This is a genomic window from Caulobacter sp. 73W, assembly GCF_041021955.1.
In the GTDB taxonomy this organism is placed as follows: domain Bacteria; phylum Pseudomonadota; class Alphaproteobacteria; order Caulobacterales; family Caulobacteraceae; genus Caulobacter.
In genome coordinates this window covers 3782478-3796443 of the sequence record NZ_CP158375.1, presented here as the reverse complement: position 1 = coordinate 3796443, position 13966 = coordinate 3782478, and the positions used below count along the sequence as shown (strand labels likewise).

General features: G+C 67.9%; 16 protein-coding genes. 4 read left to right on the top strand and 12 right to left on the bottom strand.

Translation table 11 applies throughout. The annotated features are described in order from the left end of the window. Positions 1-2 precede the first annotated feature (2 nt). From ABOZ73_RS18135 to ABOZ73_RS18090, 10 genes are all read right to left on the bottom strand, one after another. A complete protein-coding gene (locus ABOZ73_RS18135) occupies positions 3-611 on the bottom strand; it encodes a LysE family translocator (RefSeq protein WP_369059501.1) in 609 nt (202 codons plus the stop codon). A gap of 252 nt (positions 612-863) precedes the next feature. Then, positions 864-2564: a gamma-glutamyltransferase family protein gene (locus ABOZ73_RS18130; protein WP_369059500.1), complete on the bottom strand. Its 1701-nt coding sequence runs from the start codon at positions 2562-2564 to the stop codon at positions 864-866. A gap of 100 nt (positions 2565-2664) precedes the next feature. Then, positions 2665-3396 carry a DNA repair protein RecO gene (gene recO / locus ABOZ73_RS18125; RefSeq protein ID WP_369059499.1) on the bottom strand — a complete coding sequence of 244 codons (732 nt, stop codon included), beginning with the start codon at positions 3394-3396 and terminating at the stop codon, positions 2665-2667. A gap of 4 nt (positions 3397-3400) precedes the next feature. After that, positions 3401-4345: a GTPase Era gene (gene era / locus ABOZ73_RS18120; protein WP_369059498.1), complete on the bottom strand. Its 945-nt coding sequence runs from the start codon at positions 4343-4345 to the stop codon at positions 3401-3403. After that, entirely contained in the window at positions 4342-5034 is a 693-nt protein-coding gene (rnc, locus tag ABOZ73_RS18115) for a ribonuclease III (RefSeq protein WP_369059497.1), read from the bottom strand. Before rnc ends, era begins: the two co-directional genes overlap by 4 nt. Beyond that, complete coding sequence (gene lepB, locus ABOZ73_RS18110; protein WP_369059496.1) at positions 5031-5795, bottom strand: signal peptidase I; 765 nt, start codon at positions 5793-5795, stop codon at positions 5031-5033. Before lepB ends, rnc begins: the two co-directional genes overlap by 4 nt. A 105-nt stretch (positions 5796-5900) precedes the next feature. Continuing rightward, positions 5901-6314, bottom strand: coding sequence for a holo-ACP synthase (acpS, locus tag ABOZ73_RS18105; protein ID WP_369059495.1), 414 nt, complete (start codon positions 6312-6314; stop codon positions 5901-5903). Then, positions 6311-7057, bottom strand: a complete 747-nt coding sequence (locus ABOZ73_RS18100; RefSeq protein ID WP_369059494.1) for a pyridoxine 5'-phosphate synthase — start codon at positions 7055-7057, stop codon at positions 6311-6313. The genes acpS and ABOZ73_RS18100 overlap by 4 nt, the downstream gene beginning before the upstream one ends. Continuing rightward, positions 7054-7638: an orotate phosphoribosyltransferase gene (pyrE, locus tag ABOZ73_RS18095; RefSeq protein ID WP_277786214.1), complete on the bottom strand. Its 585-nt coding sequence runs from the start codon at positions 7636-7638 to the stop codon at positions 7054-7056. Before pyrE ends, ABOZ73_RS18100 begins: the two co-directional genes overlap by 4 nt. Before the next feature lie 91 nt (positions 7639-7729). Continuing rightward, positions 7730-8509, bottom strand: a complete 780-nt coding sequence (locus tag ABOZ73_RS18090) for a DUF899 domain-containing protein (RefSeq protein WP_369059493.1) — start codon at positions 8507-8509, stop codon at positions 7730-7732. 177 nt (positions 8510-8686) lie between these two features. Between ABOZ73_RS18090 and ABOZ73_RS18085 the strand changes: the two genes are divergently transcribed. Both ABOZ73_RS18085 and ABOZ73_RS18080 read left to right on the top strand, forming a co-directional pair. Then, a complete protein-coding gene (locus tag ABOZ73_RS18085; RefSeq protein ID WP_369059492.1) occupies positions 8687-9910 on the top strand; it encodes a helix-turn-helix domain-containing protein in 1224 nt (407 codons plus the stop codon). 10 nt (positions 9911-9920) lie between these two features. Then, complete coding sequence (locus ABOZ73_RS18080) at positions 9921-10556, top strand: glutamine cyclotransferase (RefSeq protein ID WP_369059491.1); 636 nt, start codon at positions 9921-9923, stop codon at positions 10554-10556. Positions 10557-10854: 298 nt separating this feature from the next. On the opposite strand, the gene ABOZ73_RS18075 is transcribed toward ABOZ73_RS18080, so the two are convergent. Further along, positions 10855-11157 (bottom strand): ArsR/SmtB family transcription factor, encoded by a 303-nt coding sequence (locus ABOZ73_RS18075; protein ID WP_369059490.1) that lies wholly within the window; start codon positions 11155-11157, stop codon positions 10855-10857. Between the two features lie 67 nt (positions 11158-11224). Between ABOZ73_RS18075 and ABOZ73_RS18070 the strand changes: the two genes are divergently transcribed. After that, the gene (locus tag ABOZ73_RS18070; RefSeq protein WP_369059489.1) at positions 11225-12127 is read left to right on the top strand and encodes a PhzF family phenazine biosynthesis protein; all 903 of its coding nucleotides are present in this window, start codon (positions 11225-11227) and stop codon (positions 12125-12127) included. A 2-nt stretch (positions 12128-12129) separates the two neighbouring features. Here the strand turns inward: ABOZ73_RS18070 and ABOZ73_RS18065 are convergent, their stop codons facing one another. Continuing rightward, positions 12130-12873, bottom strand: a complete 744-nt coding sequence (locus tag ABOZ73_RS18065) for an SDR family oxidoreductase (RefSeq protein WP_369059488.1) — start codon at positions 12871-12873, stop codon at positions 12130-12132. 184 nt (positions 12874-13057) lie between these two features. Here ABOZ73_RS18065 and ABOZ73_RS18060 point away from each other — a divergent pair, with 184 nt between their 5' ends. Further along, on the top strand, positions 13058-13957 hold the full coding sequence (locus tag ABOZ73_RS18060; RefSeq protein WP_369059487.1) for an AraC family transcriptional regulator N-terminal domain-containing protein: 900 nt from the start codon (positions 13058-13060) through the stop codon (positions 13955-13957). The last annotated feature ends 9 nt before the right edge of the window (positions 13958-13966 follow it).

Here is a 13966-nt window from a genome sequence, read left to right as displayed (position 1 = left end):
CGTCAAATCGCCCTCCGCAGCTCCAGAGCGCCGCACAACATCAGCACCGCGCCGCTCATTCGGTCGATCCAGCGGCGCGCCCTGACGCCGATGGCGTGGCGGAAGACCGAGACGCCGGCGACGATCACGCACCACCACAGCATCGAGCCTACCAGCACGCCCAGGGTGGTCGTGGCCGCCGCCGAGGGGCTGAAGCCGGTCTTGGGCGCCAAGGCCGCGAAGATCGCCACGAACATGATGATGGTCGGCGGGTTGGTCAGGGTGAGCAGGAGGGCCGAGCCCAGCGCCTTGGGCCAGGCGGCATGGAGCCCCGGCGCGGCTTGCGCGTCCGCCTTGCGCCAGAAAGACCGCAGGCCCAGCCAGATCAGGAACAATCCGGCGGCCAGGTGCAGCGGCTTCTCGTATTCCAGCATGAAGGCCGACACGCCGGCGAAACCCAGGGCGGCCACCGCCGCATAGACCCCGTCGCCCAGGGCGATCCCGGCCCCGGTCGCCAGGCCCGGCCGCCATCCATCGGTCAGGGTCCGCCGCATGCACAGAAGACTCATGGGTCCGACGGGCGCGGCCACGGCCAGGCCGATCCCCATGGCCTTCAGGAACAGAAGAGACATTGATTTCAATCCTTTGCGTCAAAATGCGAAAAGCCCCGCGACGTCGTCGCGGGGCTTTCGGGTTCTCGTGGAGTTGTCGGAGTTTTCGGGCCTATCGGCCGCCCAGTCTCCCGCCTCGCCCACGCCCAAGCGCCGCCGCGCCGCCAGTCTGGCGACGTTGCTGCTGTTGGACCTGTTGTTTGCCGGCGCGAAGCATGGCTGTGGTCATAGCCGAGATATCGCCGTTCGCAAGCACTTCCCCACGACGCCCCGTCAGTACCCCGCCGCCAGACCACCCCGCCGCGGGTCGGCGATGCCGATCAGCGAACCGTCCGGCTCCCGCGCCACCGCGTGGATCGAGCCGAAGTGCCAGTTGTAGGGCGTGGTGACCTTCACCGAGACGCCGTAGTGCGCCTTCATGTCGGCGCGGGCCTGTTCGGACAGCCGCCCCTCGATGGTTAGGGGCCGGGACGCCTGCGCACCCTGGAAGCGGGGCGCATCCACCGCCTGCTCCAACGGCATGCCGTAGCCGATGTAGTTGATCAGGGTCAGGGCCACAGCCCGCGAGGTCAGGCCCGGCGAGCCGAGCGCCAGGGTCGGCGCACCGCCCTTGGCGACCATGGTGGGCGGGAAGCCGCCGACCACGCGACGCCCCTCGCCCAGGTTCTTGCCCGGAAAGTAGTTGCCGCTGTTGACCACCACCCCGTCCACCACCAGGCCGGTGGCGAAGGTCGTGCCTTTGACGCTGTGGGTCAGAGAGACGACGTTCCCGTCCTTGTCGGCGACCACGATGTGGTCGGTGTCCGAGGCGTGCGGGTCGCTGTGGTCGAACCCGCCGGCCAGGCTGAAGCCGCCGGCATGCGCCAGCTTGCCGGTGACGGAGGCCTTGGGCATCGCCCCGTCGATCAGGCCGGTCAGCTGGCTGGCGAAGCTCTTCGACAGCAGGATGTCGCTGGGCACGTTAAACGACGCCGGGTCCTGAATGTAGCCGTCGGTCAGGTCCTCGGCGAAGGCGAAGGCCTGGCGCAGGCGATACAGCGTCTCGGCCGACTGGGTGTAGTGGCCCATCGCCTTGAAGTCCCAGGGCTCGGCGATGTTCAGCACCATCGCGATCAGCGAGCCCGCCGTGCCCGGCGGCGGCGAGGAGATGATCTCGTGGCCCTTGAAGCTCGACTTCAGGGGCTGCTCCCAGCGCACCTTGTAGCCGGCCATGTCTTCCAGGGTGAGTGCGCCGCCGGTCTTCTGGACCTCGGTCACGAACTTGCGGCCCCATTCACCGGTGTAGAAGTAATCTGGCCCGTCGGAGGCCAGGCGGCGCATGGTGGCGGCCAGGCGCGGACGGGTCACCTTGCTGCCCACCGGCGGGACATAGCCGTTCGGCAGGAACTCCTCGCGCCCCGAGGGGTAAGCTGAAAGCCGGCTCAACGCCGCATCGGCCATTTCCCCGTACAGGAACGAGTACATGGGGAAGCCATTCTCCGCGAGGCGTATGGACGGCTCCCAATACTGGCTCCACTTCAGGGTTCCGAACCGGTCGGCGGCGGCTTTCAGGCCCGCGACCTCGCCCGGAACCGCCACCAGGCTGCCAGAGGTGACCTCCACCGGCGGGCCGCCGCCGGTCACCTGCGCCCAGCCGGCGACCGTGGGCGCGCCCTTGGCGGTGTGGTCCAGTTCAGCGTCCAGGTAATGATACTGGCCGGTCTTGGCGTCGTAATAGAGGGCCGACAGAGCGCCGGCCAGGGTGACCATCTGCGGCTCGACCACGCTCTGCATGATCGCCCCGGTCAGGGCCGCGTCCATGGCGTTGCCGCCGCGTTTGAGGACGTCGAGCATGGCCTGGGTGACCAGCGGGTGGCCGGACGACGCCATCGCCTTTGGCGCATGGGCGGCGGGCTTGGCCCCCTGCTCCTGCGCGGCCGCGACGCCGCCCGACAAGATCAGAGCCGCACCCGCGGCCAACACGCGCTTCAACATCCCAAATCCCCCTGAACTTCCCAATGAGGGCATGCTGCAGACTGAATCCGCCCAAGCGCAACATGGAACAGGGTTCGACGGGGCGTGACACCCTCGGCGCCTAAAGCCGGTCGCTGTCCGCCAGCTTGTCGGTCAGCCAGACCCGCGCCGGCGGCAAGGGGCGGTTGAGCGGTCCGAACACGAACTGCTCCAGGAAGTGGCCGGTGATGTCGAGCCCGGCCTTCACGTCGCCCGGGCCAAGGCCGCCCTGCGCCGTCAGCATGAACATCGGCAGGGGGAAGAGCTTGTCCTTGTACGGCTCGCCCGCTTCGCGGCTGACCGCCCGGCCGGTGCGCGGGCTGACATAGATCAGGTCATCCAGCGCGCCCGTCGCAGCGCACTTGGACAGGTCCAGGCCAAAGCCAAGCTCCGCCAGCAGGCCCGCCTCGAAGCGCACATAGACAGCCGGCCAGATCTCCGGCCAGCTGAGGGCGGAGACCAGGGCCTCGAACGCCATGAACGCGCCGGGATGCGGCTCCCGCTCCGGCAGGGCGGCGGCGGCCACGGCGGCGGCGGACGCCAGACCCGCCAGGGCCAGCGGATCGTCGAACAGCGCCCCGACCCCCTCGCCCACCGGCTCCACATGGGCGGAACCCAGCTGGTCGGAGACCCGGGCGCGATAGCGGACGATGACGCGGCTTCCCGCCTGCAGGATCGGCTTCATCCGCCGCGAGGTCCCGCCGGCGACATGGGCAGCGAACTTGCCCCGCTCGGCGGTCAGCAGCTCGACGATGGCGCCGCTCTCGCCATGGGCGCGGGCGGACAGCACGAAGGCGTCGTCCTCCCACTCCATCGGATCAGACGTCGAAGTCCAGGCCCAGGTCCGAATAGGTGCCCCGCTCCTCGGCCCAGTTCTCCTTGACCTTCACATGCAGGAACAGGTGGACCTTACGGTCGAGGATGTCGGTCAGCTCGGTGCGCGAGGCTTCGCCGATCCACTTCAGGGTCTGGCCGCCCTTGCCGATGATGATGGCGCGCTGGCCGTCACGCTCGACCAGGATGGTCTGCTCGATGCGGACCGAACCGTCCTGGCGTTCCTCGAAGGCCGTGGTCTCCACGCTGGCCGCGTAGGGCAGCTCTTCGTGAACGCGCAGATAGACCTTCTCACGCGTGATCTCGGCGGCCAGCAGGCGGACCGGCAGGTCGGCGGTCTGGTCTTCCGGATAGAGCCACGGGCCGGCCGGCATCAGCTCGGCCAGGCGCGCCTTCAGGTCGTCGACGCCCTCGCCCTTGGTGGCGGAGATCATGAAGACCTCCGAATAGACGCCGGTGTCGAACAGCTCCTTGGTCACCGCCAGCAGCGTCTCGCGCTTGATGCCGTCGATCTTGTTCAGGGCCAGGATCACCTGGCGGCCAGCTTCCTTCAGACCCTGGATGATGGTCTGGACGTCCTCGACCGAGCGGTGATCGCCCGCCTTGGCGCCGCTTTCACGCACGGCCAGTTCGGCCTGCACGTCGACCAGGTGAACCACCGTCTCGGCCCCCTCGGCCCCGCTCCAGGCGGAGCGGACCATGGCGCGGTCCAGGCGGCGGCGCGGCTTGAAGATGCCGGGCGTGTCGACCAGCACGATCTGGGCGTCGCCCTCGATAGCCACGCCCCGCACGGGGAAGCGCGTGGTCTGCACCTTCTGGGTGACGATGGAGACCTTGGCCCCCACCAGTCGGTTGACCAGGGTGGACTTGCCGGCGTTCGGGGCGCCGATGATGGCCGCGAAACCGGCCCGGGTGTTCTGTTCAGTCATTTCTGGCCCTCGCGGTCGAGCATGGCTCGCGCGGCCGCCTTTTCTGCTTCCTGTCGCGAACGCCCTTCGGCGGTCACGGGTTCGACGCCCTTGACGCTCACCTGCACGGTGAAGATCGGCGCATGATCGGGTCCGGTCCGGCCGGTGACCTCATAGGCGGGCAGCGGGCGACCACCGCCCTGCGCCCATTCCTGAAGTTGGGTCTTGGAATCGCGGCGGCTCTTCGGGCCGGCCTCGAAGGCTTCCGCCCACAGGTTCAGGATCACTTCCTGAGCCGCCGGCAGGCCGCCGTCCTTGTAGAGCGCGGCGATCAGCGCCTCGCAGCCCCCGGCCAGGACCGAGCCGCGTTCGCGCACCCCGATCTTGGTGGCCGAGGCCGACATGCGCAGGGCCGAGCCCAGGTCGATCTCCCGCGCCACCTTCGCGCAGGTCTCGCGGCTGACCAGCCCGTTCAGCAGCGGGGCGAGCTCGCCTTCCTTGGCCTTGGGATGACGCTCCGCCAGGGCCTCGGCGACGACCAGACCCAGGACGCGGTCGCCCACGAACTCCAGAACCTCGTTGTCCTCGGTCTTCTTGGCCCCGTCGCCGACGCTGGCGTGGGTCAGGGCGCGCTCAAGCAGGGCGCGATCCTTGAAGACGTAGCCGATCCGCGCTTCCAGCCGCTCTACAGCTTCGACGCGGGCATTCATCGAATGACTTTGGCGAACCGGCTCGGACGGGCGTCGAGCACCCAGGTCCAGGGCTTGAACAGCGCCGCGCCCTTGTTCCAGGACAGCAGGATGATCTGGGCCTTGCCGACCAGGTTCTCGGCCGGAACCATGCCCACGCCGACTTCCATCGGCACGCGGCTGTCGATGGAGTTGTCGCGGTTGTCGCCCATGAAGAAGTAGTGGCCTTCCGGCACGACATAGACGCCGGTGTCATCCAGCTCGCCGTCGGGACCGAAGTCGTAGGTGGTGTACTTGCGGCCTTCCGGATTGGTTTCCATGAACTGCTGCACGGCGCGGCTGAAGCCGTAGCCGGTGTCGACCTCGACCAAGTCCAGCATCTCGCGCGGCAGTTCCTTGCCGTTGATCAGCACCACGCCGCCGCGCACCTGGATGCGGTCGCCGGGCAGGCCGATCAGGCGCTTGATGTAGTCGGTGCGGTCGTCGCGGGGCAGCTTGAAGACGATGACGTCGCCGCGCTTGGGCGTGCTGGCGAAGATCCGGCCCTCGAACAGAGGCGGGCTGAACGGGATCGAGTGGCGGCTGTACCCGTACGAGAACTTGGAGACGATGATGTAGTCGCCTTCCAGCACCGTCGGTTCCATGGAGGCCGAGGGGATCGTGAACGGCTGGAACAGCAGAACCCGCAGGACGAGGGCGATCAGCAGGGCGTAGACGACCGTCTTGACGATCTCCACGAACTCGCTGACGGCGCTGGGTTTCTGCTCGGCGGCTTCGGTCATGCCGGAAGGGTCCTTTGTACGCGCACGCGCGATGATTGCGCCTAGCTAGACGCTGCATACGGGTCCGGCAAGCGTCCCGCCCGTTACTTCGGCGTTAGGAGGCCGTCAGGAGCCCTGCGGAGCCGGCAGCGCCTCGATGATCACGAAGGCCTGAGCGTAGGGATGATCGTCCGTCAGCGACAGGTGGATGACCGGAACCATGCCCTCGGGAATCAGCTCGGCCAGTCGTTCGGCCGCCCCGCCGGTCAGGGCCATGGTCGGCTGGCCGGAGCGCAGATTGACCACACCCATGTCGGCCCAATGCACGCCCCGGCGCGGCACGCCCGTGCCCAGGGCCTTGGCGCAGGCCTCCTTGGCGGCGAAGCGCTTGGCGTAGCTGGAGGCGCGGTCGGGCTTGCGCTCGGACCGGGTCCGCTCGACCTCGGTGAAGAGGCGATTGGTGAAGCGCTGGTCGAACCGGTCCAGAGATTTCTGGATCCGGCGGATGTCGCACAGGTCCGAACCGATGCCGATGATCACGCGCGCGCCTCGTTCATGAGGTTGCGCATCCGGCGCATGGCCTCGGCAAGGCCGACGAAGATCGCCTCTCCGATCAGGAAATGGCCGATGTTCAGCTCCATCACCTGCGAGATGGCGGCGATGGGTTTGACCGTCGCGTAGTCGATGCCGTGGCCGGCGTGGACCTCCAGCCCCAGGCTCTGCGCCAGGGCCGCGCCGTCCTTCAGGCGCTGCAGGATGGCGGCCGAGCGGTCGTTCTCCCCTGCCCGCATGGCGTCGCAGAACGCGCCGGTGTGCAGCTCGACCACATGGGCGCCCAGCTTGTGGGACATCTCGATCTGGGCCGGATCGGCCTCGATGAACAGGGACACCCGGCTGCCGGCCTCGCGCAGGGCGGCGACGGTCGGGCCGATGCTGTTTTGGCCCTTCACGACGTCCAGGCCGCCTTCGGTCGTCACTTCCTCGCGCCGCTCGGGCACCAGGCAGGCGGCGTGGGGATGATGCTTCAGGGCGATGCCCAGCATCTCGTCGGTGACCGCCATCTCCAGGTTCAGCGGCTTGCCGCGCCGGCGGCACAGGTCCGACAGCTCCTCGATGTCGCGGTCGGAGATATGGCGCCGATCCTCGCGCAGGTGCGCGGTGATCCCGTCGGCGCCGGCCGCCAGGGCCAGTTCCGCCGCGCGGGTGGGTTCGGGATAGGTCTCGCCGCGGGCGTTCCGGATGGTCGCCACGTGGTCGATATTGACCCCGAGCCGCAGCGTCACGCCTTCAGCCTCCGGCTGCCCGGATCCTGAACCGGGATGGCCGCCAGTTCCGGCGGCAGGGCGTCGGCCGGATAGGCCGGCACGTCCAGGGTGGCCAGGGCGATCAGCGGCACGCCCACGTCCGCGCGGCCGCCGGAGCGATCGACGATGCAGGCCGCGGCCACGACCTCGCCGCCCGCCGCCTTGATCGCGGCGATGCACTCGCGCGACGACAGACCGGTGGTGACGATATCCTCGACCATGACGACCTTCTCGCCCGGCTCGACGGTGAAGCCGCGACGCAGCTTGAACTCGCCGTCGGCGCGCTCGACGTACAGCGACCGGACGCCCAGATGGCGGGCCGTCTCGTAGCCGGGAATGATGCCGCCCACCGCGGGCGAGATCGCCACGTCCACCTTGCCCACCTGGGCGGTGATCTTGGCGGCCAGGGCCTTGCACAGGCGTTCGCAGCGCGTGGTGTCCATGAACACCAGGTTCTTCTGCAGGAACACCGGGCTGTGCAGCCCGCTCGACAACACAAAGTGGCCTTCGCGCAGGGCGCCGGCGCCACGGAATTCAGCGAGAACGTCTTCGTTGGTCATGGGCCGCTGCATACACCGCCGCAGGCCAAGGTCCAATCCGGCAGGAGGCCCGGCAAGCGGAAAGCCGGCCGGCCCCTTGATCCAGATCAGGTCAGACGCCTCCGTACTCGTCGTGACGACGCCACCAATAGCCTTGCTCGTTCCGCCCCATGGGGGCGCGATCCAGCCAGACATAGGCGTTCCACAAGGCGTCCACCCCGCGCGAATAGGTCGAGTAGGCGTGATGCACGACCCCGTCCTGGATGACGAAACTGCTCATGCCTGGCCGCTCCCGCGCATAGGTCGCCAAGTCCGTCCCGCTCGCCGCCGCGCCCTTGGCCGGTCCTTCCAGAATTGTCTCGGTCGGCATGACCGTCATCGCCTGGTCGAGCGGCGGCTCCTGCCGGTAGTTGGCGACGACGCCCCTGGCCTGCTCTGCCTCAGTGAAGGAGACCGCGTAGTCGAAGTTGAAGTCCGTCGCGTGGGACGAAGCCCAATCGAACGTCCAGCCCATGCGCCGGCGATAGGCCAGCAACCGCTCCAGCGGAGCCCGCGACACAGCCGCGAAAGCCACGTCGTGGTTCTCCAGATGAGTCACAACGCCCTCGAAACCATCGGCGATCGCCGAGCAGGAGGGGCAACCGGCCTTGTAGTCGGGGCCGAACATGAAGTGATAGATGATCAGCTGCGAGCGGCCGCGGAACAGGTCCTTCAACCCCACCTCGCCTGCTTCCGTCTCGAAGCGGTAGTCCTTCTCGACGATGGTCCAGGGCAGCGCCTGGCGCATGCGCGCCACAGCGTCGCTGCGGCGCGTCAGGTCCTTTTCCGCTTCGAGCAGTTGCAGGCGGACCTCAAGCCACCTGTCCTTGTTCACCACCGGATGAGCCGTCATCGTCTGTCTCTCCATACGCACCGCGTCGTGGCGGCGGCGATCGAACGCTAGGCGGCGCGCCGATGGCGTGGGGAGTAACAAGTGTGACGGGGTTCCCGGGCCGCCTTCTGAAGGTTCGACATCGCCGCTAGTCTGGGGCGGTTCAGCCTTGGATGGCGACAAACTCTCGGAGCCGATTTGGATTCTCTGATCACCGCCGCCGCCCGCGCCATGGCGGTCGGGGATGTCCTCGGCGCTCTCAAACGGGTCGCCCTGCGGGATGATCCGCCCGCCCTCGCCATTCGAGGGATCGCCATGGCTCGACTGGGCGACTTCGCCCGCGCAAGGTCGCTGCTGAAAGCCGCGGCGGCAGGGTTTGCTCCCACGGAGTTGGTTTACCGCGCGCGCTGCATCCTGGCTCAGGCCGAGATCGATCTCGCCTCGCGCGATCTGGCCGAGTCGTCATCCGATCTGGATGACGCGCGCACGACGCTCGAACACAGCGGGGACCGGGTGAACGCCGCTCACGCGGGCCACTTGCAAGTCCGACGACTGGTCCTGATCGGCCGCCTGCGGGAAGCCGATCAGATCTTGAGCGGCCTGAGCCCAGCCGCCCTGCCCCCGGCCTATCAGGCGGCGCATGAACTGGTCATCGCGGCCTTGAACGTGCGCCGGCTGCATGCCGCATCGGCGCGCTCGGCGATCCAGCGCGCCAAGACCGCCGCCCGCGCCGCCAGGTCCCAGGTTCTCCTGGCCGAGGTGGACCGCGCCATCGCAAGTCTTGAGTTTCCCGCCGCCAAGCTGATCCGTCAGGGCCATGAGCAGGCGATCAAGCTTGAAGAGGTCGAGCGTATTCTTGCGTCGAACACCACGGTGGTGGTCGATGGCTGTCGCCGCTCAATCTATCTGGCCGGCAGGTCTGTCGATCTCGCCAAACGACCCGTTCTGTTTGCCCTGGCGCGCGCCCTCGCTAAGGCTTGGCCGCAAGAAGCGACCCGTAGCACGCTGCTCATAGACGCCTTCGGCGCGCGGCAGGTGGATGAAAGCCACCGCGCCCGCCTTCGGGTGGAGATCGGACGCCTGCGCGCCGAACTGTTGAGCGTCTGCGGCCTCATCGCCACGCCCGGAGGCTACGCCCTTTCGCCCCAAGAGGGCTGTGAGCTTGTCCTTCTAGACCCTCCGCAGGACGGCCCTCACGCCGGGTTGCTTGGGGTTCTCTCCGACGGCGAAGCCTGGTCCAGCGCCGCCCTGGCCCTCGTCCTGGGCCGCAGCCAGCGTTCGGTGCAGCGCGCCCTCGAGGCCTTGGCCGGCGCCGGCAAGGTGCGGTCGCATGGCGATGGACGAAGCCGCCGGTGGATCGCCCCGCCAATCCCCGGTTTCCCGACAGGCTTGTTACTCATGAATTCCATCACGCCCGTATAGGCTTGCGAACATGAAACAGTCCGACGCGGAAATTCTTCGGGAGTACGGCCCCTTCGATGGGGTCGAGGGCGTCCATGGCGTGACCTTCGACGGCGAGCGCATCTGGTTCGCCAGCGGCGAAAGGCTGAACGCGCTCGACAGCGACAGCGGAGCGGTCGTCGGCTCCATCGACGTCGCCGCCCATGCGGGCACGGCTTTCGACGGTGAGCACCTTTTCCAGATCGCGGGGACCCGCATCCTCAAGGTCGATCCCAAGACAGGCGCGGTCGTCGGCTCCATCCCAGCCCCTGGCGATGGGGCCGCTTCAGGATTGGCCTGGTCGGAAGGGTCTCTCTGGGTTGGACAGTTCGCCGATCGCCAGATCCACGAGATCGACCCCGCCGATGGCAAGGTTCTGCGCAGCGTCGACAGCGACCGCCAAGTGACGGGCGTCACCTGGATCGACGGCGAGCTGTGGCACGGGTTCTGGCAGGATGAGCAAAGCGGTCTTCGCCGCCTGGATCCGACCTCAGGGCAGGTGCTTGAAGCCGTGCGCATGCCCTCGGGCGCCGTCGTCTCGGGTCTCGAAAGCGACGGGCGGGACCGCTTCTTCTGTGGCGGCGGCCCCAGCGGTCTCGTTCGCGCCGTCCAGAAGCCCCCTCGCTAGCCTCGTGCAGCCAAAGGCCGGCATGAGCCCCTCCGCGCGCCTGACTCTGTCGGCTTGCATCAGCCTGTGCGCCTCACCGGTATTTGGCTTCATGGCGGCGAGCGCAGCGCTCCAGCCAAGCCCGCTGGCGACTCTATGCGCAGCCACATCCCTGCCCCATCTGAATGGAATGGCGGTGATGTACGCCTTGATGGCGGCCGCTCATTCTCCAGCCTGGATCAGGCTGGCGTCGGCGAGACGTAGAACCTCCTAAATCCCGTGTCGCAATTCACCTTGCGGCCGCTCGAACACGAGCAGCCTAGACCTGCGTCTCGATCGCCCGCTTGGCCTGGGTCAGCGCCGACTCGTCGCGTTTGTAGAAGGTCCACTGCTTGATCCGCTTGGGCGTGACGAGCCCCGCCTTGACCAGCACCTTCATGTGCTCGCTGAGCGTCGGGGCCGAAACCCCCAGCTTGTCGGCGATGAACACGCCGCAGACCCCGTCCTCCACCAGATCCCCATCCACTTGCGGCGGGAAATGCGTGACCGGGTCCTTCAACCACTCCAGCACCAGCAGGCGCTTGTCATTGGCCAGGGCGCGGAAAATCTCGGCGAGCTCCATTTAGGGAATTTGCCAATCGACTAATTCCATGTCAAGGAATCCTGGCCGTAATGCTGGAACCTGAACCATGCCGACCTACTCGTTCGTCACGCTTGACGTGTTCACCGACACCCGCTTCGGGGGCAATCCGCTGGCGGTGTTCACCGACGCGCGCGGCCTGACGGGCGAGCAGATGCAGGCCCTGGCGACCGAGTTCAATCTCAGCGAAACGACCTTCATCCTGCCGCCGGAAGACCCGGCCAACACGGCGAGGGTGCGCATCTTCAACCCCTCCGCCGAGATGCCCTTCGCCGGCCATCCCAGCGTCGGCACCGGATATGTCCTGTCCAAGATGCGCGGCGGCGACGCCCTGCGGTTGGAGGTTCCGGCCGGCATCGTCGAGGTGACGATCCAGCGCGACGCCGACGGGCAGCCCACGGGCGGCATAATCGCAGCCCCGCAGCCGTTATCCACCGGCATGATCCTGCCGGCGGACCACGCGTCCGCCTGCGCCGGACTGCATGTGTCCGACCTGGTGACCGACACCCATCCGCCGATCCTGGCCAGCACCGGCAACCCGTTCTTCTTCGCGGAGGTGACCCCGGAGGCCCTGACCCGCGCCGCGCCGAACCTGGCGGCGTTCCAGACTGCCCTCGCCGCCCATTCGGACCAGCTCGAAACCCAGCGACTGGCCCTGCACCTCTATGCCCGCGACCCTAACGCCAAGAATGGGGGCCGCATCCGCGCCCGGATGTTCGCGCCCCTGTCCGGAACCTGGGAGGACGCCGCCACCGGCAGCGCCAACGTCACCCTGGCCGCCCTGCTGTTGTCCTTCACCGACGCCGACGAAGGCGCGTGGGAGATCATCCAGGGCGTGGAGATGGGCCGCCCTTCCCTGCTCAGTGCCACCGCGCGCCGAACCGCCGACGGCATCCGTGCGACCGTCGGCGGCGGCTGTGTGCCGGTCCTGAAGGGCGAGGCCGAGCTTTAGCCTCAGTACGGGCTGGCGGTCGGACGGACGATCAGCTCGCTGACGTCAACGTCCTGCGGCTGCTCGATCGCATAGACGATGGCGCGGGCGATGGCGTCCGGCTGGATGGCGATGCGACGGAAGGCCTTCATCCCCTCACGCGACGCCTCGTCGGAGATGGTGTCGGCCAGTTCGGACTCCACCACGCCCGGCGACACCACGGTGACCCGCAGCTTGTCGGTCTCCTGGCGCAGGCCGTCAGAGATCGCGCGCACCGCGAACTTGGTGGCGCAGTAGACCGCGGCGGTGGGCACCACGGAGTGCGCGCCGATCGAGGCGATGTTGACGATGTGGCCGGAGCCTTGCGCCTCCATGTGCGGCAGGGCGGCGGCGATCCCGTGCAGGACGCCACGGATGTTGACGTCAATCATCCGGTCCCACTCATCCAGCTTCAGGGCGTTGAGCGGCGACAGCGGCATGACGCCGGCGTTGTTCACCAGCACGTCGATCTTGCCGAACTCGGCGACCGCGGCGGCGACGAAGGTCTCGACGCTGGCCCGGTCGACGACGTCGACGGCGTGGAAGCGGGCCGAACCGCCGGCCTTGGTGATCTCGTCGACCAGGACAGCCAGGCGGTCGGTGCGGCGGGCGCCGACCACCACATGGGCGCCGCGTTGGGCCAGCAGGCGGGCGGTACCCTCGCCGATGCCGCTGCTGGCGCCGGTGATGACGACGACCTTGCCTTGAAGAGTTTGGACGCTGGACATTTGAAGACCTCGTATCTGCGGAGCGGCCCTGTCGGCCGGGTGAGGTCAACATCCGCCCAGACGAGGCGCGGGCGGTAGATCAATACTGGCCAAGGATTGCCTGATCCTCCAGGATCACATTCGACCGATGGCGGAGCCAAGATCGCGCCCGTAGAGATGATCGCGCAAGGGTAAGGAGATCACGATGGAAGCCCGGACAGAGCTGGCCGACTTGATTGAACAATTCACGGGAAGCGACGGCGTGCATGAGACCGCCCTGCCCCACGTCGTCCTGATCCGCGCCTCCACCCCGACCGAGCCGCTGCTGGCCCTGCACGAACCCGCCGTCTGCCTGATCGTCCAGGGGCGGAAGCAGGTCCTGGTCGGCGACGCCGCCTATATCTACGACCGCGAGAAGTACCTGATCGTCTCGGTCGACGTTCCGGTGATCGGCCAGGTGATCGAGGCGACGCCCGAGGAGCCGTATCTTTGCCTGCGGCTGGACATCGACCCGGACATGGTCGGCGCGCTGATCATGGACAGCGGCCAGGCCTCGCCTCGACGCGAGCCTGTCGGAGGCGTGGCGGTCAGCCCGGTGACCGCGCCGCTGCTGGACGCCGCCCGTCGGCTGGTCGCCCTGCTGGACACGCCGGCCGACGCCGCGGTCCTGGCGCCTATGGTGGAGCGGGAGATCCTGTATCGCCTGCTGACCGGCGACCAGGGCGCGCGCCTGACCCAGATCGCCATGGCAGACAATCGACTGCAGCAGGTGAACCGCGCCATCTCGTGGATCAAGCTGAACTACAGCCGCCCGTTCAGCGTCGAAAACGTCGCCTCGGAAGCGGGGATGAGCGCCTCGGCCCTGCACCAGCACTTCAAGACCGTCACGGCCATGAGCCCCTTGCAATACCAGAAGCAGTTACGCCTGCAGGAAGCCCGCCGCCTGATCGTGGCGCAGAACATGGACGCCGCGTCGGCCGGGCACGCCGTGGGTTATGAAAGCCCGTCGCAGTTCAGTCGGGAATACCGGCGGGTGTTCGGTGCGCCGCCCTTGCGGGACGCGGCCCGCCTGAGGACGACGCCGGGGACGCTGGTCCCGGCCTAGCCCGGACTG